General features: G+C 71.7%; 23 protein-coding genes. 10 read left to right on the top strand and 13 right to left on the bottom strand.

Going from position 1 to position 25,318, the window contains the following annotated elements:
- Positions 1-66 precede the first annotated feature (66 nt).
- Positions 67-408, top strand: a complete 342-nt coding sequence (locus tag ACIHFD_RS08390) for a helix-turn-helix domain-containing protein (RefSeq protein WP_397366154.1) — start codon at positions 67-69, stop codon at positions 406-408.
- A gap of 17 nt (positions 409-425) precedes the next feature.
- Here the strand turns inward: ACIHFD_RS08390 and ACIHFD_RS08385 are convergent, their stop codons facing one another.
- The 9 genes from ACIHFD_RS08385 to ACIHFD_RS08345 form a co-directional block, all read right to left on the bottom strand.
- Entirely contained in the window at positions 426-1,514 is a 1,089-nt protein-coding gene (locus tag ACIHFD_RS08385; RefSeq protein WP_397366153.1) for a prephenate dehydrogenase, read from the bottom strand.
- Between the two features lie 63 nt (positions 1,515-1,577).
- The gene (aroH, locus tag ACIHFD_RS08380) at positions 1,578-1,937 is read right to left on the bottom strand and encodes a chorismate mutase (RefSeq protein WP_185073133.1); all 360 of its coding nucleotides are present in this window, start codon (positions 1,935-1,937) and stop codon (positions 1,578-1,580) included.
- A gap of 69 nt (positions 1,938-2,006) precedes the next feature.
- Positions 2,007-3,974, bottom strand: a complete 1,968-nt coding sequence (locus tag ACIHFD_RS08375; protein ID WP_397366152.1) for a pseudouridine synthase — start codon at positions 3,972-3,974, stop codon at positions 2,007-2,009.
- Complete coding sequence (scpB, locus tag ACIHFD_RS08370) at positions 3,971-4,504, bottom strand: SMC-Scp complex subunit ScpB (RefSeq protein ID WP_350726906.1); 534 nt, start codon at positions 4,502-4,504, stop codon at positions 3,971-3,973. The genes ACIHFD_RS08375 and scpB overlap by 4 nt, the downstream gene beginning before the upstream one ends.
- Before the next feature lie 520 nt (positions 4,505-5,024).
- A complete protein-coding gene (locus tag ACIHFD_RS08365; protein ID WP_350726414.1) occupies positions 5,025-5,840 on the bottom strand; it encodes a segregation/condensation protein A in 816 nt (271 codons plus the stop codon).
- Entirely contained in the window at positions 5,837-6,778 is a 942-nt protein-coding gene (locus tag ACIHFD_RS08360; RefSeq protein ID WP_350726412.1) for a ParA family protein, read from the bottom strand. Before ACIHFD_RS08360 ends, ACIHFD_RS08365 begins: the two co-directional genes overlap by 4 nt.
- Positions 6,779-6,896: 118 nt before the next feature.
- On the bottom strand, positions 6,897-7,802 hold the full coding sequence (locus ACIHFD_RS08355; RefSeq protein ID WP_364246686.1) for a site-specific tyrosine recombinase XerD: 906 nt from the start codon (positions 7,800-7,802) through the stop codon (positions 6,897-6,899).
- 15 nt (positions 7,803-7,817) lie between these two features.
- Entirely contained in the window at positions 7,818-8,417 is a 600-nt protein-coding gene (locus ACIHFD_RS08350) for an NUDIX hydrolase (RefSeq protein ID WP_355191934.1), read from the bottom strand.
- Positions 8,418-8,493: 76 nt separating this feature from the next.
- Positions 8,494-10,158 (bottom strand): CTP synthase, encoded by a 1,665-nt coding sequence (locus ACIHFD_RS08345; protein WP_350726406.1) that lies wholly within the window; start codon positions 10,156-10,158, stop codon positions 8,494-8,496.
- A 110-nt stretch (positions 10,159-10,268) separates the two neighbouring features.
- On the opposite strand from ACIHFD_RS08345, the gene ACIHFD_RS08340 reads away from it, so the two are divergent.
- Entirely contained in the window at positions 10,269-10,952 is a 684-nt protein-coding gene (locus ACIHFD_RS08340; RefSeq protein WP_355191932.1) for an acyltransferase, read from the top strand.
- A gap of 9 nt (positions 10,953-10,961) precedes the next feature.
- Positions 10,962-12,092 carry a nitronate monooxygenase family protein gene (locus ACIHFD_RS08335; RefSeq protein ID WP_350726402.1) on the top strand — a complete coding sequence of 377 codons (1,131 nt, stop codon included), beginning with the start codon at positions 10,962-10,964 and terminating at the stop codon, positions 12,090-12,092.
- On the opposite strand, the gene ACIHFD_RS08330 is transcribed toward ACIHFD_RS08335, so the two are convergent.
- The 3 genes from ACIHFD_RS08330 to ACIHFD_RS08320 are packed head-to-tail and all read right to left on the bottom strand — an operon-like array spanning position 12,037 to position 16,078.
- The gene (locus ACIHFD_RS08330; protein ID WP_397366151.1) at positions 12,037-13,029 is read right to left on the bottom strand and encodes an N-acetylglucosamine kinase; all 993 of its coding nucleotides are present in this window, start codon (positions 13,027-13,029) and stop codon (positions 12,037-12,039) included. The two genes, ACIHFD_RS08335 and ACIHFD_RS08330, sit on opposite strands and share 56 nt — an antisense overlap.
- Positions 13,026-13,928, bottom strand: coding sequence for an N-acetylmuramic acid 6-phosphate etherase (locus ACIHFD_RS08325; RefSeq protein ID WP_397366149.1), 903 nt, complete (start codon positions 13,926-13,928; stop codon positions 13,026-13,028). The genes ACIHFD_RS08330 and ACIHFD_RS08325 overlap by 4 nt, the downstream gene beginning before the upstream one ends.
- A gap of 8 nt (positions 13,929-13,936) precedes the next feature.
- A complete protein-coding gene (locus tag ACIHFD_RS08320; protein WP_397366148.1) occupies positions 13,937-16,078 on the bottom strand; it encodes an alpha-N-acetylglucosaminidase TIM-barrel domain-containing protein in 2,142 nt (713 codons plus the stop codon).
- A gap of 88 nt (positions 16,079-16,166) precedes the next feature.
- Between ACIHFD_RS08320 and ACIHFD_RS08315 the strand changes: the two genes are divergently transcribed.
- The 5 genes from ACIHFD_RS08315 to ACIHFD_RS08295 all read left to right on the top strand — a co-directional run bounded on the left by ACIHFD_RS08315 (position 16,167) and on the right by ACIHFD_RS08295 (position 21,400).
- Complete coding sequence (locus ACIHFD_RS08315; protein ID WP_397366147.1) at positions 16,167-17,432, top strand: ROK family protein; 1,266 nt, start codon at positions 16,167-16,169, stop codon at positions 17,430-17,432.
- Between the two features lie 47 nt (positions 17,433-17,479).
- Entirely contained in the window at positions 17,480-18,790 is a 1,311-nt protein-coding gene (locus ACIHFD_RS08310) for an ABC transporter substrate-binding protein (RefSeq protein ID WP_397366146.1), read from the top strand.
- On the top strand, positions 18,780-19,742 hold the full coding sequence (locus tag ACIHFD_RS08305; protein ID WP_397366145.1) for a carbohydrate ABC transporter permease: 963 nt from the start codon (positions 18,780-18,782) through the stop codon (positions 19,740-19,742). The genes ACIHFD_RS08310 and ACIHFD_RS08305 overlap by 11 nt, the downstream gene beginning before the upstream one ends.
- A gap of 53 nt (positions 19,743-19,795) precedes the next feature.
- A complete protein-coding gene (locus tag ACIHFD_RS08300) occupies positions 19,796-20,560 on the top strand; it encodes a carbohydrate ABC transporter permease (protein ID WP_397366297.1) in 765 nt (254 codons plus the stop codon).
- A gap of 81 nt (positions 20,561-20,641) precedes the next feature.
- Entirely contained in the window at positions 20,642-21,400 is a 759-nt protein-coding gene (locus ACIHFD_RS08295; RefSeq protein ID WP_397366144.1) for a GntR family transcriptional regulator, read from the top strand.
- Here the strand turns inward: ACIHFD_RS08295 and ACIHFD_RS08290 are convergent.
- A complete protein-coding gene (locus ACIHFD_RS08290) occupies positions 21,378-23,735 on the bottom strand; it encodes an FAD-dependent oxidoreductase (protein ID WP_397366143.1) in 2,358 nt (785 codons plus the stop codon). The two genes, ACIHFD_RS08295 and ACIHFD_RS08290, sit on opposite strands and share 23 nt — an antisense overlap.
- Before the next feature lie 70 nt (positions 23,736-23,805).
- On the opposite strand from ACIHFD_RS08290, the gene ACIHFD_RS08285 reads away from it, so the two are divergent.
- The gene (locus ACIHFD_RS08285) at positions 23,806-24,711 is read left to right on the top strand and encodes a phosphotransferase (protein ID WP_397366142.1); all 906 of its coding nucleotides are present in this window, start codon (positions 23,806-23,808) and stop codon (positions 24,709-24,711) included.
- Between the two features lie 4 nt (positions 24,712-24,715).
- Positions 24,716-25,315: a DUF4126 domain-containing protein gene (locus tag ACIHFD_RS08280; protein ID WP_350726383.1), complete on the top strand. Its 600-nt coding sequence runs from the start codon at positions 24,716-24,718 to the stop codon at positions 25,313-25,315.
- The last annotated feature ends 3 nt before the right edge of the window (positions 25,316-25,318 follow it).

The raw sequence follows: 25,318 nt of genomic DNA, 5'->3' as shown, positions 1-25,318 counted from the left end.
TTCAGCTGGGGATCATAGGCCAGACGATAGAGTGTTCGATAACCAGTGGAAAGGGAGGCGGGCGGGGTGCTAGCAGGGCGCCGGTACCGGCTGGAGTTCTCGCCCGACCAGGCGGCCTTTGCCGAACGCGTCGGCGGGATCTGCCGCAGCGTGTGGAACACCGGCCTGCAACAGCGGCGCGCATATCGGCAGCGGGGGGCGTTCATCGGGTATGCCGAGCAGTGTCGCCAGCTCGCCGAGGCCAAGACCGAGTTCGGCTGGCTGGCTGAGGCTCCCTCTCAGGTGTTGCAGCAGATGTTGAAAGATCTGGACTCCGCCTGTTCCCGCCATGGCGCGTGGAAGGTCAGGTGGCGTTTGGCCCGCCGCTGGAAGCCTCTTCTCCCCACACCGGTTGCGCCAGGGCTCTGACAGGACGATCCGCCTCTTTAGGGAATTTCCCAGCCGCGCTCGCGCAGGGCCTCGACCAGCATGGACACGGCGTCGGGCTCGACCGACAGCTCGGCGATGCCCAGGGGCAGCCCGGGCGCGTGCTCCAGGCGCACGTCCTCGACGTTGACCCCGACCTCGTCGCACACCTGGAAGAGGCGGGCGAGCTGGCCGAGGCGGTCGCCGATGACGACCTGGACGACGGCGTAGGAGGAGGCCGGGCCGCCGTGCTTGCCGGGGATGCGGTCGTGGCCGACGACGCCGCGCTTGAGCAGCTGGGTGATGTCGTTGGTGGCGGTGCCGTCGCCCTCGGCCAGGGCGCGCAGGGCGCTGGCGGCGTCGGCCAGGTCGGCGGCGACGGCTTCGAGCACCTCTGCGACCGGGGAGGCGTTGCCGGACAGGATGCCGAGCCAGAGGCTCGGGTCGCTGCCCGCGATCCTGGTGACGTCGCGCACGCCCTGACCGGCCAGGCCGAGCGCGACGTCGGTGGCGTCGGCCAGGCGGGCCGCCACGGCGGAGGCGGCGACGTGGGGCGCGTGGGAGACGACGGCGACCGCGCGGTCGTGCTCGGACGCGCTCACCTCGACCGCGTTGGCCCCGCACAGCTCGATCAGCCGCAGCACGGTCGCCTTGGCCTCGGGGTCGGCCTCGTCGGTGGGGCACAGCGCCCACGGCCGGCCCAGGAACAGATCGGCCCTGGCCGCCCCCGGGCCGGACTTCTCGCGGCCCGCGAGCGGGTGGGAGGCGACGTAGGAGGTCAGGTCACAGCCGAGCTGCGTGGCCCGGTGCAGGGGCTCGGCCTTCACGCTGGCGACGTCGGTGTAGAACCTGGCGGCGTTGATCCGCTGCAGCTCCAGCAGCTCGGTCGCCACGTGGGCCGGGGGGACCGCGATGATCGCCAGGTCCACCTCGCCGGTGTGCTGCTCGTCCGGGTCCCAGTCTTCGCCCGCGCCCAGCTCCCGTGCCAGCCGTACGGCGGCTTGATCGCGGTCGGCGAGCAGCACGCGTACGCCGCGCTTGCGCAGCGCCAGGGCAGCGGAAGTGCCGATGAGGCCGGTGCCGACGACGAGCGCGGTGCGAAGTTCCATCTCGGTGTCCTGATTTATCGGGCCATAGTGGACGTGAGTATGCCCTGACGTAATCGCCGGGCGTTACTGGGCGATATCCTGCCGCAACTTCACCGCGCCACGCAGGTAGACATGCTGGATCGCGGAGCGCGGGCGGTCGAGGTCGACGTGGGCCATGAGGCGTACCACCCGGGGCAGCGCGCCCGGCACGTCGATCTCGGTGCAGCAGATCAGCGGCACCTCGTGGAAGCCCAGCTTGCGCGCCGCGAGCGCCGGGAACTCGGCCGTCAGGTCGGGCGTGGCCGTGAACAGCACGCTGATCACGTCGTCGGTGGTCAGCTCGTTACGCTCCATGATCGCGGTGACCAGCTCGGTCGTGCCTGCGATGATCGAGTCGCGGTCGTTGGCTTCCACCTGGATCGCCCCGCGGATCGCCCGCACCATGTGGTTTGTCCCCTTCCATAGCGGGAGAGCCCGTGCGGAGATTCGCACGGGCTCCTGCGTCCGGCCAGATTACAGCTTCACGGCCGCGTAAAGCTCACCGACCTCTTTCAAGGTCAGCGCCCTGACCGTCCCGGCTTTGGTACGGCCCAGCTTCACCGGGCCGAACTCGATCCTGGCCAGGTCGATCACCCGGTGGCCCGCCACTTCCAGCATGCGCCGGACGACGTGCTTGCGGCCCTCGTGCAGGACGACCTCGACCAGCGCCTGCTGGCCGTGCTCCTGCACGATCGCGAAGCTGTCGGCCTTGACGATGCCGTCCTCCAGCTCGATGCCCTGCTTGAGCCTGCGGCCCAGGTCGCGCGGGATCGGGCCCGGCACCTTGGCCCAGTACTTCTTCTGCACGCCGTAGCTGGGGTGCGTCAGCCGGTTGGCCAGCTCGCCGTCGTTGGTGAGCAGCAGCAGGCCCTCGGTCTCGGTGTCCAGCCTGCCCACGTGGAACAGCCTCGGGGCCAGCTCCTCCACGTAGTCGGCCAGGCACGGGCGGCCCTGCGGGTCGCTCATGGTGGAGACGACGCCGATGGGCTTGTTCATGGCGTAGTAGACGAGGTCGGGGGCGGTGGGGACGCGCTTGCCGTCCACGTGGATGACCTGCGTCGCCGGGTCCACCTTGGCGCCGAACCGCCGCACGACCTGGCCGTTCACGGTGACCCTGCCGTCGCCGATCATCTCCTCGCAGGCCCGGCGGCTGGCCACGCCCGCCTGGGCGAGCACCTTCTGCAGCCGCACCCCGTTGGGGACCTCGGTGGTGTCGCGCTCGTCGGTGTAGTCGTCGGGGTAGAAGTCGCGGTCGCGGAGGGGCTGGCGAGCGGCCTTCACGCGGTCGCGCTGGGGGCTGCCGCTGCCGATCGTCTGCACGTCGTCGCGGCGGGGAGTACGGGGGGCGCGGTCGGCGGTGCGGGGGGCGGTGCGGGGGGCGTCGCCGTCCCGCCTGCCGAACCGGGCACGCGAGGAAGCCGGAGCTCCCCCGTCCCTGCGCCCACTCCGATCGACCCGGAACCCGCCACCGCCACTACGCTCATCACGCCGCCCGGCACCGTAACCGCCACGGTCATCGCGCCGTCCGGCACCGTAGCCCTCGCGCTCATCGCGCCGTCCAGCGCTGTAACCGCCACGGTCATCGCGTCGGCCGGCCGAGTATCCGCCGCGCTCGTCACGCCGCCCGGCACCGTAACCGCCACGCTCGTCACGCTGCCCGGTACCGGAACCACTGCGCTCATCACGCCGGCCGGCACCGAAGCCGCCTCGCTCATCGCGTCGGCCGGCACCGTAACCACCACGCTCGTCGCGTCGGCCGGCACCGTAACCGCCGCGGTCGTCACGCCGGTTGGCCGTGTAACCGCCACGGTCGTCACGCCGGCCGGCGCCGTACCCGCCGCGCTCGTCGCGCCGGCCGGCGCCGTACCCGCCGCGCTCGTCGCGCCGGTCGGGGCCGGAGCCGCCGCGCTCGTCGCGGGAACCGCGGGCGCGCTCGCCGCCGGAGTCGTCACGGCGCCCGGCGCCGTAACCACGGCGGTCGTCGCGGAACCCGCCGCCACGCTGGCCGCCGCGCTCGTCGTCGCGGCGCTCGGAGCGGTATCCGCCCCGGTCGCCGTAGGGCCGCTCCTGGCGCTCACCGCGCCCGTTGCGGTCGTCGTACCGGTTTCCCCGGTCTTCGTACCGGCTCCCACGGTCGTCGTTCCGGCCGGTGCGGTCTTCGGTCCGGTTGCCGCGGTCTTCGTAACGGCTGCCGCGGTCGTCACGCGCCGGGTAGCGCTCGCCGCGGGGTTGCCTCTGGTCACGGTCGCCGGACCCGGCACGCGAGCCGCTCCGGTCGGCGCGGAGGGAGTCCCCGGATCCGCCGCGGAAACCGCCGCCGGAACGGGACCCTGAACTGGAATCGGAGCGGAAGGCGGGACGTCCCGCTCGGCCCTGACCCGAGCCGCCGGTACGTCCACGACCGCGTCCATCACCGGACGGGGTGCTGCGCCTGTTGATCACTTTGTTGTCTCCTCGAGGTTTTCCACGTCGTCGGGGAGGAGGGGCGCGAGCTCGGGGAGCTCGCTGAGGTCCCGCAGTCCCAGACGTTCAAGGAAGTATGAGCTTGTCCGGTAGAGCACTGCCTGGCTCTCCGGGTCGGTGCCGGCCTCTTCGACCAGCCCTCTCGCGACGAGCGTCCGCATGACGCCGTCACTGTTCACGCCGCGTACCGCGGCGACGCGGGCCCGGCTCACCGGTTGCCGGTAAGCCACGACCGCAAGTGTTTCCAGCGCGGCCTGGGTGAGCCGCGTCTGCTGGCCGTCGCGTACGAACCGCTCGACCAGGGGCGCGCAGTCGGCACGCGTGTAAAAACGCCAGCCGCCCGCGACATCTCTCAAGTCAAAACCTCGTCCGGCGGCGGTATATTCCGCCGCCAGGCCCCGCAATGCGGCGGCGACCTCGTGGGTGGGCCGCTCCAGCACCTGGGCCAGGGTGATCTCAGCCACGGGCTCATCGACGACGAGCAGGATGGCCTCCAACGCCGCCGCCAACGTCGGCCCTTCCCCCGCGCGCTCCTGCCCCTCCTCCGCGTCCCCGGGCTCCTCCTCGAGGCCTTCCGCACCCCACCCCGGACCCGCGCCCGGAGGAGCCGCGGCCGGGGCGGCGGAGGGAGCGTCCGGCGCCGGTGCGCTGTCCGATGGCGCCTCCCGCGAAGGCGGTCCGTCAGCCGAAAGCGCCTCATCCGCGAGCGCCGCCCCGTCCGTCGATCCCGCCACATCCGTCAGCAGCGTCCCGTCGGTCGATCCCGCCTCATCCGCCGACCCCACCTCGTCCATCGGCGGCGTCCCGTCAGCCGGTCGGGCGTCGTCCGTTGGCGGGGCGTCGTCCGTAAACGCGGCGTCGTCCGGTGGCGGGGCGTCGGCCGGGGGCGGTGGTGGGGGCGGGGATGGGGGTTCGGCTGTGTCCTCCGCCTCAGGGGGTGAGGGTTGGGCGAGGGAGCCGGGGAGGCTCATCCAGGCGGGGAGCGGGGGCTCGGAGTCCGGGGATCGGCGAGGGGTGGGCAGTGGGTTGTCAGTCATTGCGTGGCTTCTCCGCGGATTCCTCGTAATCGTCCCCCACCGCGACGTCCCCGTCGTCAGCGCCCGTCCAGGTTACGTGCAAGTCCCCCAGCGCTTCGACCTGTTCGAAGGTAACCGCCGACTCCCGGAAGAGCTCCAGCACCGCCAGGAACCGGGCGATGACCTCGAAAGTGCCCGAGCAGTCGGCCACCAGCGTGCGGAAGGTGGCGCGCCGGAGGCGGCGCAGGTGCATGACGAGGATGGCCGCCTGCTCCTTGACGCTCGCCAGGGGCTGGTAGATGTGCCCGACGCTGACGGTGGGGGGCAGCTTGGGGGTGAAGGCCTTGGCGGCGATCCTGGCGAGCTGCTCGGGCCCGATGCCCAGGATGAGCTCGGGCAGGAGGTTGGCGAACTGCGGCTCCAGCGGCACCGTGCGGGGGAAGCGCAGCGCCTCCTCCGCCATCCGCCCCGCGAAGAGCTTCGCCACCTCCTTGTACGCCTTGTACTGCAGCAACCGCGCGAACAGCAGGTCCCTGGCCTCCAGCAGCGCCAGGTCCTCCTCGTCCTCGACCTCGCCCGAGGGCAGCAGCCGGGCCGCCTTCAGGTCGAGCAGGGTCGCCGCGACCAGCAGGAAGTGGCTGGTCTGGTCGAGGTCCCACTCGGGCCCCCGGGAGCGGATGTACGCGATGAACTCGTCGGTGACCTTGGAGAGCGAGACCTCGGTGATGTCCAGCTTGTGCTTGGCGATGAGGCCGAGGAGCAAGTCGAAGGGTCCCTCGAAGACGTCCAGGTGGACCTGGAACCCTTGGGGCTGCTCGGCGTCGGTCACCTGGCCATTGTGGCAGGCGCCGACCAGCGCGAGAGCACCTCGCGGGCCAGCTCACGGTAAGCGTTCGCACCGAGCGAGGACGGGTCGAAGGTGGTGATGGGCTCACCGGCGACCGTCGCGTCGGGGAAGCGGACCGTACGGTTGATCACCGTGTGGAACACCTTGTCGCCGAACGCCTCCACCGTGCGCGCAAGCACCTCGCGGCCGTGCAGCGTTCGGGCGTCGTACATGGTGGCCAGCAGGCCCTCGATCTCGAGGTCCTCGTTGAGCCGCTCCTGGACCTTGGAGATCGTGTCCATGAGCAGTGCCACGCCGCGCAGCGCGAAGAACTCGCACTCCAGCGGCACCATGACGCCGTGGGCGCAGGTGAGTGCGTTGATCGTGAGCAGGCCCAGCGACGGCTGGCAGTCGATGAGGCAGACGTCGTAGTGCGGCAGCAGCGGCTTGATCACCCGGCCGAGCACCTGCTCGCGGGCGACCTCGGTGACGAGCTGCACTTCGGCGGCCGACAGGTCGATGTTGCTGGGCAGCAGGTCGAGACCCTCGACGCCGGTCTCCAGCAGCACGTCCTCGGCGGTGACGCCCCGCTCCATGAGCAGGTTGTAGACCGTCAGGTCGAGCTGGAGCGGGTTGATGCCCAGGCCGACGGAGAGCGCGCCCTGCGGGTCGAAGTCGACCAGCAGCACCTTGAGCCCGTATTCGACGAGCGCGGCGCCCAGGTTGATGGTGGTCGTCGTCTTGCCGACGCCACCCTTCTGGTTGACCATCGCGACCACGCGCGCCGGGCCGTGCACCGCGGGGGGCACCGGTTCGGGGAACACGGGCCTGGGCCGCTGCGTGGGCCCGAGATTGACGCCGTTGGAAGGCGTGTTGGTCTTCGTGTCGCCCCAGGGGTTGTCGGGGGTCCCCGGGGTCGAACCCTTGGTCGTCACAGTCACCAGCTCGAACCTCCCTGACGATCCCGAACCGGACCGTCCGGACGGACACTATGGGCTCGCCACTTTAGGCGGCAAGGCGGCACGCCGAGGGCTGCCGCACGTCGCAAAAGACTATAGATCACTGCCGGGCACGTGGATGCGCGGCGGCGTAGACCTCGCGAAGTTTGTCGACCGTCACGAGTGTGTAGACCTGTGTGGTCGTCACGGAGGCGTGGCCGAGCAACTCCTGGACCACCCTAACGTCAGCGCCGCCGTCTATCAGATGGGTTGCGAAGGAATGGCGAAGAACGTGGGGACTTATCCCGTCGAGCTCGGCGCGTTCGGCGGCGGCCTGGAGCACTTCCCACGCTCCCTGCCTGGTCAGCCGGCCTCCCCGGGCGTTCAGGAAGACGGCCGGGGTGCCGCGCCCGTGGGCGAGCAGGCCGGGGCGGGCCCGTACGAGGTAGGCGTCGAGCGCGGAGCGGGCGTAGCGGCCCAGAGGGACGACGCGCATGCGCTCGCCCTTGCCGCGCAGGCGCACCTGGTCAACCTCGAGGTCGTCCACGGCCAGCCCGACGGCCTCGGAGATGCGGGCGCCGGTGCCGTACAGGACCTCGAGCAGGGCCCTGTTGCGCAAGGTCAGGGGCGCGCCGTCGGGGCCGGAGGCGGCGATGAGCCGCTCGACCTCGTCCACGCTGATGGCCTTGGGGAGCCTGCGCGGCTGGCGCGGCGGGCGTACCTCGTGGGCGGGGTCGTGGGCCGTGACGCCTTCGCGCAGAGCGAAACGGTGCAGCCCGCGCACGGCGGAGACGGCGCGGGCGGCCGAGCTGGCGACGAGCGCGGGGTGCTCGCCGTCGCCCTCGCGCAACGCGGCGAGGAAGGCCAGCACGTCGGCCTCCCCCACCTCGTCGAGCTCCGCCCGGCCGCGCGCGTGCAGGTGTTCGACGTATCGCCGCAGGTCACGACGGTAGGACGCGAGCGTGTTGGCAGCCAGGCTCCGCTCCACCGCCAGATGGGCGAGGTAGCTGGAGAGCACCGCCTCCACGAAAGGTCCTTCCGGTCACGCCTCTGGGGCGTCGGCGGGGCGCAACAGGGCGAATCCCTCAACCGAAGCCGCGTACGCGGCGAGGATACCGGCCACGGCCGGGGAATTGTGGATCATTCCCATGAGCGCCTTCTCGACCGCGTCGGGCAGCGGCACCCACTCGACCGGCATGTCGATCTCCTCGTGCCGGTGGACGAAGTCGGTCTCGATCTTGGTCAGGTCGCGGGCAAGGAAGACCCGGATCCGCTCGTCGGTCATGCCCGGGGAGGAGCGCAGGTCGACGAGGGTGTGCCAGGTGTCGGCCCGGTAGCCGGCCTCCTCGGCGAGCTCGCGGGCCGCCCCTTCGACGAGCGATTCGCCTTCGACGTCGCGGATCCCGGCGGGCAGCTCCCACATCAGCATGCGTGTGGGGTGGCGGTACTGCCTGATCATCAGGACCCGCTCCCGGTCGTCGAGCGCGAGCACGGCGACCGAGCCCGGATGCACCACGACGTCGCGCTCGGCGACCTCGTCGCGGGGCATCTTCACCGAGTCCGTGACCACCGTGATGACGTGGCCGCGGAAGCGTTCCTTGGAATCGACGACGTCCCACGCCTCGGGCGTGTCTGTGATCATGGTCGCACTCGCTTCCGGCCCTCGTTGGTTACGCAGGCTACCGCCCTCGGTCCGAGGCTCGCCGCTCCAGCGATCCTCACTGGGTCACCTTCGTGCTGACTCGCGCGTCGGCGTACGTCAGGGCCGCGGAGATGAGGCCCTTGAACATGGGATTGGCCCGCGTGGGGCGCGAGCGGAACTCGGGGTGGGCCTGGGTGCCGACGAAGAACGGGTGGACGTCGGTGGGCAGCTCGGTGTACTCGACCAGGCGGCCGTCGGGAGACAGGCCGGAGAAGACCAGGCCGACCTTCTCGAGCTGCTCGCGGTAGGCGTTGTTGACCTCGTAGCGGTGGCGGTGGCGCTCGTCGGCCTTGGCCTTTCCGCTGTAGAGCTGCCTGGCCAGGGTGCCCTCGCCGAGCTTGGCGGTGTAGCTGCCGAGCCGCATGGTGCCGCCCATGTCGCGCTCGCCGGCAACGACGTCCTCCTGGTCGGCCATAGTGGAGATGACCGGGTGCTTGGTGTCGGGGTCGAACTCGGCGGAGTTGGCGTCCTCGATGCCGGCCATGTTGCGGGCGGCCTCGATGACCATGCCCTGCATGCCGAGGCAGATGCCGAGCAGCGGGATCTTGCCCTCGCGGGCGTGGCGGATCGCGCCGATCTTGCCCTCGATGCCGCGCACGCCGAACCCGCCGGGGATCAGCACGCCGTCGACGCCGTCGAGCTCGCGCTCGGCGCCCTCGGGGGTCTCGCAGTCGTCGCTCTTGACCCACCGGATGTTGACGCGGGCGTCGTTGGCGAACCCGCCGGCCCGCAGCGCCTCGGTGACCGACAGGTACGCGTCCGGCAGGTCGATGTACTTGCCGACCAGGGCGATCGTGACCTCCTTGGCCGGCCGGTGCACCCGGCGCAGGAGCTCCTCCCACTCCTTCCAGTCGACGTCGCGGAACGGCAGGCCGAGCCGGCGCACCACGTACGCGTCGAGCCCTTCGGAGTGGAGCACCTTGGGGATGTCGTAGATCGAGGCCGCGTCCACGGCGGAGACGACGGCGTCCTCGTCCACGTCGCACATCAGGCTGATCTTGCGCTTGATCGCCGTCTGCACGGGCCGGTCGGAGCGCAGCACGATCGCGTCCGGCTGGATGCCGATGCTGCGCAGCGCCGCCACGCTGTGCTGGGTCGGCTTGGTCTTGAGCTCGCCGGAGGGGCCGATGTACGGCAGCAGCGACACGTGCAGGAAGAACACGTTGTCGCGCCCGACCTCGTGCCTGATCTGGCGGACGGCCTCCAGGAACGGCAGCGACTCGATGTCGCCGACCGTGCCCCCCACCTCGGTGATGACCACGTCCACCTCAGGAGCGGCCATGCCCCTGATCCGGTCCTTGATCTCGTTGGTGATGTGCGGGATCACCTGGACGGTGTCGCCCAGGTATTCGCCCCGCCGCTCCTTGGCGATGACGTTGGAGTAGACCTGGCCGGTCGTCACGTTGGCCGAGCCGTGCAGGTCGGTGTCGAGGAAACGCTCGTAGTGGCCGACGTCGAGGTCGGTCTCGGCGCCGTCGTCGGTGACGAACACCTCGCCGTGCTGGAACGGGTTCATGGTCCCGGGGTCGACATTCAGGTACGGGTCGAGCTTCTGCATGGTGACCCGGAGACCGCGCGCCTTGAGCAGGCGACCGAGGCTGGATGCCGTGAGCCCCTTGCCGAGACTGGAGGCGACACCGCCGGTGACGAACAGATGCTTGGTTTGCGATGCGCTGCGCAAAGGGGCTCCCGTGGCTCGAGGTGTGGTCGAAGTGTCCACGGGCTCTCAGGATATCAAACAACGCCCCCGACATGCCCGAACGGCTTGACCTAGCGGTAACTTTGGTCCCTATGTCATTGGTACGGCGGGCAGTCGGCGCGCTGATTCACCGAGCCTACGGGGCGATCCGGCGCGCGGGCGCGATCACTCCTGCCGCTCAGGCCGGCTACCGATTCGGCCGGATCGGCGACGGGGTCAGCATCGCCTTCCCCCCGGGCGCGATCTTCGGCGAGCGGTGGATCGAGATCGGCGACCACACGCTGGTCGGCGAGCGCGTGTCCCTGTCCTGCGGCATGGGCCCCGGGCTGGACCTGGGGCCGGAGTCCATCCTGCGCATCGGCGGCGGCTGCTCGATCGGCCGCGGCTCGCACATCGTGGCCCACCAGTCGATCGACATCGGCGACGACGTCTTCACCGGCCCGTACGTGTACATCACCGACCAGAACCACGTCTACGACGACCCCGACGTGCCGATCGGCCGGCAGTGGCCGCGTAACAGCCCGGTATCGATCGGCTCCGGCTCGTGGATCGGGGCGGGCGCGATCATCCTCCCGGGCACGAGGCTGGGCCGCCAGTGCGTGGTGGCGGGCGGGGCGGTGGTCCGCGGCGAGTTCCCTGACCACAGCGTGGTCGCCGGCGTGCCGGCCAAGGTGGTCCGCGGCTACACCTCGGAGCTCGGCTGGCACGCCCCCGGCGGCCTCCTGAAGCACCCGGCCCGCCCCGGGGGATGGACCGAACAAGCTTCTGCCGGTTAGCGTCGAATCATGCGGACCCCCATCTGTGAGCGCCTGGGCATCGAGTTCCCGTTGTTCGCCTTCAGCCACTGCCGCGACGTCGTGGCCGCCGTCACGAACGCGGGCGGTTTCGGGGTCCTGGGTGCGATCGCGTACTCGCCGGAGCAGCTCGACACCGAGCTGACCTGGATCGACGGGCAGGTGGGCGGCCGGCCGTACGGCGTGGACGTGCTCGTGCCCGGCAAGGTCGACGCCTCCGCGCTCGACCGGCAGGCGCACCTCATGGACTTCGTCCCCGACCGGCACCGCGACTTCGTCACCCACCTGCTGTCCAAGTACGGCGTGAGCGCCCCCATGCAGCCGCTGACGGCGGCGGCGGACGAGTTCGGCAGGCGGGTCACGGCGGCCGGGGCGACGGGGCTGATCGACGTGGCGCTCAAGCACCCGATCGGGCTCATCGCCAGCGCCCTGGGGCCGCCTCCGCCCGAGATGGTCGCCAGGGCCAGGGAGGCGGGGGTGCCGGTGGCCGCGCTGGTCGGCACGGTCGAGCACGCCCGCAGGCAGGTGGCGGCGGGCGCGGACCTCATCGTGGCGCAGGGCACCGAGGCGGGCGGGCACACCGGCGACATCTCCACGATGGTGCTGGTCCCGCAGGTCGTGGACGCGGTCGCCCCGGTCCCTGTGCTGGCGGCGGGCGGGATCGCGTCCGGGCGGCAGATGGCGGCGGCCATGGCGCTCGGGGCCGAGGGGGTCTGGTGCGGCTCGGTCTGGCTGACCACGGAGGAGGCGGAGACGTCGCCCGCGGTCAAGCGCAAGTTCCTGGCCGCCTCGTCGCTGGACACGGTCAGGTCCAGGTCCCGTACGGGCAAGCCGGCCCGCCAGCTCAAGTCCGCCTGGACGGAGGAGTGGGACTCCGGCCAGGAGAGCCCCGGGCCGCTCGGCATGCCGCTGCAGCTGCTGGTGGCCGAGGGCGCGATGGCCCGCATCGGGGCGGCGGCGGAGAAGGGCGAGCCGGGGGCGGTGGAGCTGGTCAACTACTTCGTCGGCCAGGTCGTGGGCCAGCTCGACCAGGTGAGACCGGCCCGTGAGGTGGTCTACGACATGATCAGCGAGTTCGGGGAGGCGGTGGAGCGGCTGCGGCTCCTGACCGGCTCCGACTAGCCGCGTAGACGTACAGGTACGGGTGCCGCGGCCGGACCTCGCCGTCCGCCGCGGCCCTGGCCAGCGCGAGCGCGCCGTCGGCGGAGGTGCCGACGGGCGGCGTGAACCGGGCTTGCGGCAGCAGGTCACGCACGGTGGCCTGGAACGGCTCCATCAGCAGGTCCGCGGCGTCGAAGATCCGGCCGCCCCAGGAGAAGACCGGGTCGAGCCCCGACGCGGCGGCGACGGCGGTCTGGCCGAGCTGCCGCCCCGCCTCGGTCCAGATCCCGCGCGCCACCGGGTCTCCCGCGCGCGCCGCGTCGGCCACGGACGGCGCGAACGACGCCAGGTGATGCGCCGGCGAGCCCGACTCGTAGACGAGCGCCACCAGGTCCAGCGGGTGGCCGAAGCGGGCCGTCAGGTGTTCGAGCAGGGCGGGCGAGCCGCTGGCCCGGCCGTCGTGGGCGCGCAGGGCGGCCTGGAGGCCCTGCGCGCCGATCCAGGCGCCCCCGCCGTGGTCGCCGAGCAGGTGGCCCCATCCGTCGGACTGGTTCCAGACGCGGTCGAGGTCGGTGCCGAGCGTGATGACGCCGGTCCCGGCGGCGACCACGACTCCGGGCCGGAACCCGAGCGCGCCCACGTGCGTGGTCACCATGTCCCCCGCGACCACGAGCGTGCCGAGCCCGAACCGCTCCCCCAGCGCCCGCCACAACGCCTCCGGCTCCCTGACCAGCCCCGGCAGCCCGGTCACGCCGACGGCCATCCCGTCCAGCCGCCCGGGGACGCGCGCCGCGTCCCCGATGACCGACGCGATCCGGAGGGCGAGCCGGTCGAGGTCCACCCGCCCCTCGGTCCGGGGCACGGGCGCCGAGTCCGCGCCGTACGCGACCTCCCCGCCGCTCTCGATCCGTGTCCTGATGCCTCCGCCGCCGACGTCCACGCCCGCGAAGCTGCTCATCCGGCCTGCCCGCCCAGCGCGGCCACGGCCGCGCGGACGCCCGGATGGGCGGCCAGCGCTTCCCGCGCCTGGCCGGGTGTGCAGCCCGTGAGCAGCCGTACGAGCGCCTCCGGGATCCGCCCGTCCGCCTCCGCCAGCGCGGCGGCGCAGGCCGCGGCGTCCTCCCCGGTCGCCTCCACGAGCAGGTTCACCGCCCGCTGCTCCAGCTTGGCGTTGGTGGCGACGAGCCCGACCATGAGGTTCGAGTACGTACGCCCCGACTTGATCATGAGCGCCGTCGAGAACGCGTTGAGCAGCACCTTGGTCGCCGTGCCCGCCTTGAGCCGGGTGGACCCGGTGAGCGCCTCGGGCCCGGTGTCCGCGACGACGAGGATCTCGGCCAGGTCGCGCAGCGGCGCGGCCGGGTTGCAGGTGATCAGCACGGTGCGCGCGCCCGCCGCCCGGGCCGCGCGCAGCGCCCCGGCCACGTACGGGGTGGCCCCGGACGCCGTGATCCCGATCGCCAGGTCGTTCTCGGCGAGCGCCCCGGCGTCGGCGGCTCCGAGCTCCCCGGCGTCCTCGCGGTCCACGGACGAGTCGGTGAGCGCGCCAGGACCGCCGGCGAAGTGCGCCGTGAACAGGCCACGCGCCACCCCGAACGTCGGCGTGATCTCGGTGGCGTCCAGCACCGCCAGCCGCCCCGACGCGCCGGCGCCGAAGTAGTGCACGCGTCCACCCCGGCCCAGCCGGAGATGCGCCTCGTCCACCGCCCGGGAGAGCGCCGTGGCGGCGGCGCGGGCGGCCGCGACCGCCGTGGCGTCCTCGTCCAGCAGCAACCGCAGGACGTCTGGTGACTCCAGCGTGTCGATGTCGGCGGTGCGCGGGTTGCGGCTTTCGGTCGGTGGTCCCACCGGGGGCATCGTGCTCCTCATCGATCGTGTTCGAACGGGCCGGTCCGGCCCGCGTAGGCGGTGAACAGCCGGCGTGACTCCGTGGCGAGGTCGCCCTGGTCCGGCGACACCGGCCCCGGGCCTTCCCGCAGGAAGAGCTCGGCGCGTTCGCGGAGCCGTTCCCGCAGCTCCGTCTCGGCGCCGGGGTCGCCGGCGAGCGCGCGTCCGAGACCCCGGGCCCACAGCTCCCAGCGGTCGCGGTAGTAGCCGCCGACCAGTCCCGCCCAGTGCCGGGCCGCGTAGTCGTCCAGCAGCGGGCTGTCCGAGGTGCCCCACACCGTGAGGATGCGGCGGGCGTTGTCCCGCAGGACCGCGCGGTCGTCCGGATCGGCGGCCCACGACACGGCCTTGGCCTCCCAGTGCCGGAAGGTGTACTCGGGGCGGCAGGCCAGCATCCGGTCGAGGTCCTCGAAGACCTGGAGGAACCGGTCGACCTGCGCCGGGCCGCCCGCCGAGTCCAGGACGTCGAGGCAGAGGCGGTCGGCGACCCTGGCCATGTACGCGATGCCGGTCTCCACGAGGTCGTGCCCGAGCGGTCCCGCGGCCAGGCCGGGGTCGCGCTCGGCCACCTCGATCATCCGCTCCCAGGCCGCGGCGAGGACCTCCGGCCGGAACCACAGGAAACCGGCGACGTCGGCGCGGAGCTCGGCCGGGTCGCGCTCGTACGAGGGCGCCGCGGTGATGACGCCCTCGAACGCCTGGGGGAGGATCGGCAGGCCCCGGGTGTCGTAGACGGTCTCCAGGAGCCCGTGCCAGGCCGCCCGCAGCTCTGCCGTCCACCGGGTGCCGTAGCGCCCGGTCACGAAGGCGTCGAGCCAGGCGTCGAGGTCGGGGACCTCGTTCCAGATCTGGTCGGCGACGAGCTCGAAGAAGACCGGGTTGTTGCGGGTGGCCTCCATCGACAGGCCGAGGCCGGCGGGCGGGCTCGGCGCCGCCAGGGCCGCGTCGATCCCGGCGGGCACGCCGCGCAGGCCGGCGCCCGGGTCGGTGCGGCCGCCGAAGTTCAGCAGCGCGCACCAGAGCCAGGGCTTCCCGGAGAACCCCTGGAAGCGGCCCCACAGCGGGTCGTGCTCCGCCCAGAGGTCCGCGACGAGCATCCGGCCGTCCGGGATCGCGTCGAGGAAGGCGTTGACGCGGTCCTCGGTCCAGAACTCCCGTTGGTAGGAGAACGGCCAGGCCTGCATGAGCCAGACCGCGTCCGGGTCGGCGGCCTGGAGGCCGGCCAGCGTCGCCGCCGCCACGGCCCCGGGGAAGGCCGGGTCGGCGTCGATGGGGATCATCTCGATGAACGGGTCGGCGGCGTACAGGTGATCGGTGCCGAAGAGCTTGATCTGCGCGCGGGCGATCTCGGCGCCGATCCGCTCGTACAGCGGGTCGGCCGGGTCGAGGACCCAGGTCTCGAACCCCTGCCAGAGGCGGCGACCGGCCCGCGCCGTCGACGCGAGCTCGGGCGGGACGTGTCCCGTGAAGGCCGGCAGCACGGGGGTCATGCCGAAGGCGCGCTCGCGGTCGAGGATGCGCGCGCCGAGCTCGCGATGGCTCTCGATCCAGGACGACGAGAGCGGGCCGGCGAAGGTGTCCAGGCAGCCCATGAACTGGAACGGCAGGTAGCCCGGCCCGCCCAGGAAGCCGCGGATCCGCCGGTCGTCGAGACCGAGCGCGGAGTAGGCGGCGTGCAGCGCGGCCTCGTGACCGGTGACGGCCAGCGGCATGGTGATACCGTGCAGGGCCATCCAGTCGATCTCGCGTTCCCAGTCGGCCCAGTCCCAGTAGGGCATCGTGTAGCTGAAGGTGCAGAAGTTGAAGTAGTAGCCCTCCCGCACCCGCGCCGCGCCCTGGCGCGGCGGGGCGTCGGGCAGGGACGTCAGCCCCAGGGGCAGCACCGTGTCCCAGCCCACGGACGTGCCGCAGCGTTCCCGGAGATAGTGGTGGAGCGCGACCGAGGCGCTCACCCCGTCCGTCGCGGCGATGGCGAGCACGCCGCCCGCCGCCTCGTAGGCGTATTCGCGCCCGTCGCCGTCGCGGGCGGCGAACCGTACCGACTCGGCCACGGGCCCCAGCACGCGGCGGGCCAGACCGCGGACGGTTTCCGCCCAGGGCGGGCCCTCACCGGACAACACTGCAGGTCACACCCCTCGACGAATTAGTTCCGTACGGTCCATAATTAATATGCTAGCGTACCGGCAACCGATCGCAGGGAGAGAGAGCATGGAGCAGGTCGTCGCCGCCGGCACGCAGTTCATGCGCGAGGTCAACGCCGCCGCCGTCCTGCGCAAGCTGCGGGCCGCGCCGCCGAAGGAGGCCAGCATGAGCGTGTCCGTGCTGGCCAAGTCGGTGGGGCTCTCCCGCCAGGCGGTCACCCGCTCGCTCAACGCGCTGGTCGCCGAAGGGCTCGTCGAGTTCGGTCCCCTTGACCGCGACTCCACCCGGGCGGGGCGGCCGGCGCAGCTCGTACGGTTCCGCGCGGAGGCCGGCCACGTGCTGGGCCTGTCGATCAGCCCGCAGGACGTGCGCGTTGCGCTGGCGGACCTGGCCGGCACGGTCGTGGCCTCCGACGCGGAGCAGCTCGGCGCCGGCCCCGGCGGTGAGCAGGTGGTGGAGACGCTCCTGGCCACGGTGGAGCGGACGCTGCGCGCGACGGGCATCACGACCGGCGACCTCTGGTTCGCCTCGGTGGGCACCCCCGGCATCGTCGACCCGGCGGCCGGGGTCATCAAGCTCATCCCGAGCATGCCCGGCCTGGCCGGCGACCTCCTCGTACGCCGGCTGACGGAGGCGCTCGGCTGCCCCGTCTACCTGGACAACGACGTCAAGCTGGCCACGCAGGGCGAGCGGTGGCGGGACGCGGAGCGGCGCGAGGACTCCCTGGTGATGATCCACTGGGGCGAGCGGGTCGGCGCCGGTATCGTGCTGAACGGCGAGCTCTACCGCGGCGCCTCCAATGACGCCGGCGACGTCGGCTTCCTCGACCTGTTCACCGAGGGCCCCTCGACGCCCCGCCATCCGCAGGGCCATCCGCAGGGGCTGGGCCCGTTCGAGGACCGGGTCGGCGGCGCGGAGATCGTGCGCCTGGCCACGGCCGCGGCCGGACGCGCCGCCGACGGCGCGCTCCTGGCCCGGATCGAGGCCGCGGGAGAGCGCGCGCTCGAGGCCGTGCTGGACGCCGTCGCCGACGGCGAGCCGGCGGCGCTGGAGGCGATCGACGTGGTGGCCCGCCGCTTCGCCAAGGGGATCACCGTGATCCGGGCGATCCTCAACCCGCGGCTCGTCGTCATCGGCGGGCCGCTGGCCAGATGCGGCGAGCCGCTGCTCGCGGCGCTCCGGCGGCACCTTTCCGGCGAACCGCTGGACCAGCCGGCGCTGGAGGTCTCGGCGCTCCAGGAGGACGCCGTCGTCCACGGGGCGCTGCTGCACTCGCTGGACGAGATCGAACGGACCAGATTCGGCCTGGTGAGACCAGGCTCCGCCGGATGAGAACTGACTCGACGCCACCCACCCGATTGAGGAGAAAGGTCACACGCATGACGAGACCAGCCCGGCGCGCGGCGGTCGCGGCGCTCAGCGTCACGACGGCGTTCGCGCTGACGGCCTGTGCGGGCACCAGCAGTTCGGGGGGTAATACGGCGACGAAGGTCAACGTATCGACCACCGTTCCGAACGACCCGGTGACCCTGACCCTGGCCTACACCAACGACCCGCCCACCAAGGCGCTCATCGACGGCTTCACCAAGAAGCACCCCAACGTCACCGTCAAGCCCCAGATGACGCCGTTCAACGACTACATCAAGTCCATCAAACTGGCGATGTCGTCCGACTCGGCTCCGGACATCGCCCAGTACAACCCGGGCGCGATGAACTCCCTGGTCCCGGCCGGTCTCATCCTCGACCTGAGCCCGTGGTCCAAGGCGTACGGCTGGACCACCAAGTTCCCGCCGGCCAGCCTCGAGGTCCTCAGCTCCGACAAGTCGGCCAAGCAGTTCGGGACCGGCAACCTGTACGCCGTGCCCGGCGGGCTGTCGGTGCTCGGCGTCTTCTACAACAAGAAGATCGTGAAGGAGGCGCCGAAGACGCTGGCCGACTTCGAGGCCGCGATGCAGAAGGCCAAGGACGCCGGCCAGACCCCGCTGAGCAACGGCGCGCTCCAGGTCGGCGGGTTCCACCTGTGGAACGCGCTGCTCAACGTGACCGGCGACGTCAACGACTACCGATCGTGGGTGTACGGCAAGCCGGGCGCGACGATCGAGAACCCGGCCGCGACGAAGGCCACCCAGACGCTGACCGACTGGGCGAAGAAGGGATACATCTCCGCCGGGGCCAGCGCCACGGGCGACGCCGACGCGCTGGCGAGCTTCGCCAAGGGCGGCAGCGCGTTCCTGATCACCGGCAACTGGGCGGCCTCCACCCTGGAGACCGAGATGAAGGACGACGTGGGCTTCTTCCTCATGCCCACGGCCTCGGGCGAGCCCGCGAAGGTCGCCTCGGGCGCCAGCGTCGCGTACGCCATCTCATCGAAGTCGAAGAACCCGAACGTCGCCGCGGCCTTCCTCGACTACCTCGGCTCGCCGGAGGCGGCGAAGATCGAGTTCGACGGCGGGTTCATGCCGGTCGACACCAAGGCCGAGCTGGGCGCCACGGGGCTGCGCGGCGACATCGCGGGCGTCTTCGCGCCGGTGGCGCAGGGCAACGGGATCGTCCCGTTCCCCGACTTCGCCTCCCCCGGCATGATCGACAAGCTGACTCCCGGCATCCAGGGCCTGATCAGCGACAAGATGGCCCCCGACGCCTTCCTGAAGTCTCTGCAGGAGTCGTGGGACGCCCATCATGGCTCGTGAGCTGAGCCCGGCCGTCTCCCCGCCGCGGGCCGCTCCAGCCCGCGGCGGGGGGCGGGCGGCCGCCGGCGACACCCCGCCCCGGCGGCGGCTGGGGCGACGGGCGCGCGGCTGGCTGTACGTGCTGCCCGCGCTCGCGGTGTACCTGGGCTTCGCCATCTGGCCCGCGCTGAACACGCTCCGCCTGTCGCTCCTGACCTGGGACGGCATCCTGCCGCCGGTCTGGGCTGGTTTCTCCAACTACGTCAAGATTTTTCGTGATTCAGCGCTGTACGAGGCCATCCTGCACAGCCTCGCGCTGATCGTCTTCTTCTCGGTCATCCCCATCGGCGTCGGGCTGCTCATGACCGCGCTCCTGATGGGCAAGGTGCGCCGGGGCATGACGTTCTTCCGGATCGTCTTCTTCCTCCCCCAGGTGCTGCCGCTCGTCGCCGTCGGCATCACCTGGCGCTGGCTCTACGGCGAGTCCGGCGTGGTCAACCAGTTCCTCGACCTGGTGGGGCTGGGGTCGATCACCCGCGCCTGGCTGGGCGACTACGGCCTGGCGCTGATCGCGCTCGGCCTCATCGGCACGTGGGTGATGAGCGGGCTGTGCATGATGCTCTTCCTGGCCGGCGCCCAGAAGATCGACCCGTCCCTGTACGAGGCGGCCAAGCTCGACGGCGCCGGGGCGCTCCGGCAGTTCCGGCACGTCACCGTGCCCGGGGTGCGCAGGGAGATCACGGTCGCCGGCGTCATCACCACGATCGCCGCGCTGGCCAGCTTCGACCTCGTCTTCGTCACCACGAACGGCGGCCCGGCGGGGCAGACCAACGTGCCCGGCCTGCTCGTCTACCGGCTGGCCTTCAACGAGGGCGACATCGGCGGCGCCAGCGCGCTCGCGGTCGTGCTGACCGTGATCGTGGTCGCCGTCGTCAGCGCCGTCCGATACTTCACCAGGGATGATCAGAGTTGAGAACGCTCGGCGGAGTCAGTGTCCGGTACGGAGTGCTCGTCCTGCTGGCGGTGATGGTGCTGGTGCCCTTCGCCGGCATCGTCCTGGCCGCCCTGCACCCCTCGGGCGCGCAGCTCGACGGGCTGAGCATCCCGGACAGGTGGTCGTGGGAGACCTTCGCGCTCGCCTGGGAGCGGGGCAACTTCACCAACCTCATGCGTTCGAGCGTGCTGATCGCGGTCGTCGTGGTGCCGCTCGCGGTGGCGATGGCCACGCTCGCCGGGTACGGGCTGGCGATCCTCAAGGTGTGGGGGCACCGGACGTTGTCGTTCGGGTTCGTGATGGGGCTCACGCTGCCGATCGAGGTCATCGTGGTGGCGCTCTACTTCAACCTGCGCGAGGTCGGCCTCACCAACTCCTACGTCGGCGTCATCCTGGCCGAGGCGGCGCTGTTCATGCCGTTCGGGGTGTACTGGATGCAGACGCACTTCTCGAACGTGCCCGAGGAGCTCATCGAGGCGGCTCGCATCGACGGCGCCCGGGACCTCGTGGTGCTGGCGCGGGTGCTGCTGCCCATCTCGTGGCCCGCGGTCACCACGCTGTCGGTTCTCTACTTCATGTGGTCGTGGAACCAGTTCATGCTGGTGCTGGTCATGATGCAGGACCCGGACCGGCGCACCGCGCCGAGCGGGCTGGGGCTCTTCGTCGGCCAGTACACGACGGACATCCCGTTGCTGGCGGCGGCCTGCCTGATCGTCATCGCCCCGATCGTCGTCGTGTACCTCGTCTTCCAGCGCAGCTTCGTCAACGGCATCACCCAGGGCGCCATCAAGGGCTGACCCGAAAGGACCCCGGCCCCGGATGGTGGGCAAGTGGCCCACATTTGGCATTCACGCCGAAACCCATGTCAAGATGCGCGTGTGGTCGGGACACCGCCGGAGCTGGAGCGTGGCACGGGAGTCCCCGCGCACGTGCAGATCGAGCGGTGGCTGCTCGAGTCGATCTCCAGCGGCGAGATGGAGCCGGGCGACCGGCTGCCCGGCGAGCGGGAGCTGGCCGGGCGGCTGGGCGTGAGCAGGATGACGCTCAGGCAGGCGCTGGCCACCCTGGAGCGCGACGGCGTGCTGATCAGGGTGCCCGGCAGGTCGGGCGGCGCGTTCGTGGCCGAGCCGCGCATCGAGTGCGACCTGACCGGGCTGGCCGGGTTCACCGAGCAGATGCGACGGGCCCACCTGCGGGCCGAGGCGCGGGTCCTGGCGGCGGTGACCGTGCCCGCCCCACGGTCGGTGGCCGCGGCGCTGGAGGTGGAGGAGGGCTCGCCGGTGCACGAGGTGGCCAGGGTGCGCTCGGCCGGGCTGTCGCCGGTGGCGCTGGAGCGCTCCTGGTTCCCACCCCTGCCCGGCTTCCTCGACCAGGACCTCACCGGCTCCCTCTACGCCCTGCTGGCCGCCCGCTACGACCTGGAGCCGCGTACGGCGGTCGAGCACCTGGCCCCGGTGATCGCCCGCCCGGCGGAGGCCGCCGAGCTGGGCATCGCCCCCGGCGCGCCGCTCATGCTCATCGAGCGCACCGCCCACGCGGGCGACGGCACGCCGGTGGAGTTCGCCCGGGACCTGTTCCGCCCCGACCGGGTCCGGATCTCGGTACGCAGCGGCGTCACGGAACCAGGGGGGTCCTGACCACGACGCCCGGCACCCAGGCCCCCTCGACCTCGATCTCGACCTGGGCGCCTGGGCCGACCGGCAGGTAGGCGTAGGCGATCGACTCCTTCGCGGTGTAGCCGTACCCGCCCGAGGTGACCCGGGCCACGACCTGCCCGTCCAGCCGTACGGGCTCGTTGCCGAGCGCGACGGCTCTCGGGTCGCGCAGCGTCACGCACCGCAGCCGCCGCTCGGGCGCCGGGTCCAGGGCGTCCTTGCCGAGGAAGTCCTTGTCCGTCTTGACGCAGAACCCCAGCCCCGCCTCGTACGGCGTCGTCTCGGGCCCGATGTCCGCGCCCCACACCCGGTACCCCTTCTCCAGCCGCAGGCTGTCGATGGCCCGGTAGCCGCCGGCCACCAGCCCGTACGGCTCCCCCGCCCGCCACAGCTCCTGCCACAGCCCCAGCCCGTACTCGGTGGAGCAGTACAGCTCCCAGCCCATCTCCCCCACGAACGTGACCCGCAGCGCCAGCACCGGCACGTCCCCCACGGTGATCTCCCGCGACGACATGAACGGGAAGTCCATCGGGTCCGGCGTGAGCCCGGCGATGATCTCGGGGGCGCGCGGGCCCCACAGGGCGAAGCACGCGTACTGGCCGGTGACGTCGGCGATCCTGGCCGTCGCGCCGGTGCGCGCGGCCTGCTTGCGCAGCCAGCCCAGGTCGTGCGAGCCGAACGCGGTGCCGGTGACGATCAGGAACTCCTCCTCGCCCCGCCTGGTCACGGTGAAGTCGCACTCGATGCCGCCGCGCCGGTTGAGCGCCTGGGTGTAGGTGACGGCGCCGACCTCGCGGGCGACCCGGTTGTCGCACACCCATTCCAGCAGGTCCGCCGCGTCCGGGCCGGAGACCTCGATCTTCGCGAACGAGCTCTCGTCGAACAGTCCCGCCGTGGTGCGCGTGGCACGGTGCTCGACGCCGATCGCGGGCGACCAGAGGCGCCCGGCCCACCCGCCGGGCCGCTCCCCCTCGTCCGTCGCGTTCGCGTCGTAGTAGTTGACCCGTTCCCAGCCGGACTTCTCGCCGAAGGCGGCGCCGTGGGCGGCGTGCCAGCCGTACGCGGGCGAGAGCCGCAGGGGCCGCCCCGCCGAGCGCTCATGGCCCGGGTAGCGGATGTCGTAGTACGTCTCGTAGTTCTCGACGGCCCGCTTGATCGTGTACGACGGCGAGCGGTACTGGCGGCCGAAGCGGCGGATGTCCATGTGCCAGAGGTCCATGCTGGGCTCGCCCTCGACGATCCACTCGGCCATCACCTTGCCGATGCCGCCCGCGCCCGCGATGCCGTGCGCGCAGAACCCGGCCGCCACGAAGAACCCGCCGACCTCCGTCTCCCCCAGGCAGAACTCGTTGTCGGGGGTGAACGCCTCGGGGCCGTTGATCAGCTTGCGGATGCCGACGTCGGCCATCGCAGGCACCCGAATCCGGGAATTATCCGAAATTTCCTCAAATCTCGGCCAATCTTCGGACAGGAGGCGGCCGTTGAAGTCGGCGGGGACGGCGTCGAAGGAGTTCGGGGCGGCCGTCCAGGGCGCGCAGGTGCGCTCGTACCCGCCCATGACCAGCCCCTGCACCTCCTGCCGGTAGTAGACGAGCAGGTCGGGGTCGCGCAACGTGGGCAGCCCCGTGTGGTCGTGGCAGGCGTCGGTCACCACGTACTGGTGCGACATCGGCACGATCGGGATCCGCGCCCCGGCCATGCGGCCGATCTCGGCCGCGAACATGCCGCCGCAGTTGACCACGATCTCGCAGTCGATGTCCCCCTGGTCGGTGCGCACGCCGGTGACGCGGCCGTTCGCCGTTGTGATGCCGAGCACCCTGGTGTGGGTACGGATGACCGCCCCGCCCTCGCGGGCCCGCTGGGCCAGGGCGTAACAGAGCTGCGAGGGGTCGATCTGCCCGTCCGTGGGCAGGTACGCGGCGCCCACGACGCCCTCGGGGTCCATGAGGGGGAACAGCTCGACGGCCTCGGCCACCGAGATCTCCTCCAGTGGCAGCCCGAACGTCCGCGCCCAGCCGATCTGCCGGCGGATCTCCGCCATCCGCTCGGGCGTGGAGGCCAGCTTGATGCCGCCGCACTCCGTCCATCCGGCGTCGAGGGTGCGGTAGAGCTCGACGGAGTACTGGTTCATGCGGGTCAGGGTGGGATCGGCGCGCAGCTGGCCGACCAGGCCCGCCGAGTGGAAGGTGGAGCCGCTGGTGAGCTCGTCCCGCTCCAGCAGGACGACGTCGCGTTCGCCGAGTTGGGTGAGGTGGTAGGCGACGGACGCGCCGCCCACCCCGCCACCGATGATCACGATGCGGGCCGAGTCGCTCATGCTGGCGAGGCTAACCTTCGGACCGGTAAAAGGTCTAGACCGTTTAGCGCCGTCCGTCCTAGCATCGAGCATGGCCGTGCCCGAGGTGCTCGATCGCATTCCTCTGCTGTCCGGCGTGCCGCGCTCCGTCGAGGAGCTGCCCGGAGGGCTGACCAACCACAACTACAAGGTCACGACCCCGGGCGGGTCGTACGTGGCGCGCGTGTGGGCCAGCGACTCCTCGCTGCTGGGGATCGACAGGGACGCCGAGCACGCGTGCTCGCTGGCCGCCGCCGCGGCCGGGGTGGGGGCTCCGGTGCACGCGTACCTGCCCGAGCTGGGGGTGCTGGTGGTGGGCTTCCTGCCGGGGCGGACGTTCACCGAGGCCGACCTCCGCGACCCGGCGAACCTGCCCCGGGTGGCGCAGGCGTGCCGCCGCCTGCACGCGGGGCCGCGGTTCGTACGGGACTTCGACATGTTCGAGATCCAGCGGCACTATCTGGGGATCGTGCGGGAGCGGGGCTACCGGCTTCCCGCGGACTACCTCGGCTTCATGCCCGCCGTCGAAGACATCCGGAAATGTCTGCAAATAAGGGCGGAAGGCACCGTCCCCTGCAACAACGACCTCCTGCCCGGCAACATCCTCGACGACGGGCAACGCCTCTGGCTGATCGACTACGAGTACGCCGGCAACAACGACGCCTGCTTCGAGCTCGGCAACATCTGGAGCGAGTCCGACCTGCCGCTCGGCCACCTGGAGGAGCTCGTCACCGCGTACTACGGCCGCCGCCTGCGCCACAAGATCGCCCGCGCCCGGCTGCTCGGCCTCATGTCCAAGTACGGCTGGACGCTCTGGGCCTCCATCCAGGACGGCGCGAACGAGAGCATCGACTTCGACTTCTGGTCGTGGGGCATGGAGAAGTACGAGCGGGCGGTGGCCGAATTCACCGGATCTGACCTTGCGCGCCTCATGGACGAGGCCGCGCGGGCAGACTAGGGGCATGTTCGCCGCACTGACCGGTCTCGGCCTGTCCACGGCCGCCGGGCTGAACGCCTACATCCCGCTCCTCGTCGTGGGTGTCCTGGCCAACTTCACGGACGCCGTGAAGCTCCCCGACGGCTACTCCTGGCTGTCCAACTGGGGCGTGCTCGCGGTGATCGCCGTCCTGCTGGTGGCCGAGTTCGTCCTGGACAAGGTGCCCGCCGTCGACAGCGTCAACGACACCATCCAGACCGTGGTGCGCCCGGCGTCGGGCGGCGTGGTCTTCTCGGCCACGCAGGCGGCGGCCGAGGTGGACCACTCCACCTGGATGGCCGAGCACCCGTGGGCCGGCTGGCTGCTGGGCATCGTGATGGCGCTGGCCGTGCACGCGGTCAAGGCCACCGCCCGGCCGGTGATCAACGCCGGGACGGCCGGGGTGGGCGCCCCGGTGGTGAGCACGGCGGAGGACGCGGGCTCGCTCGGCATGAGCCTGGTCGCCGTCTTCGCCCCCGTGCTGGTGATCGTCGCGCTGCTGGTGATGGCCGTGCTGGCGTGGTGGCTGATCAGGAAGGTACGGCGCATGCGCGCGCGCAGGAGAGCGGCCCGCGGCCTGCCCTGACCC

This window comes from Nonomuraea sp. NPDC051941 (genome assembly GCF_044593615.1).
Note: the sequence above shows the minus strand (reverse complement) of the source record. Positions and strands in the feature narration are given on the sequence as shown.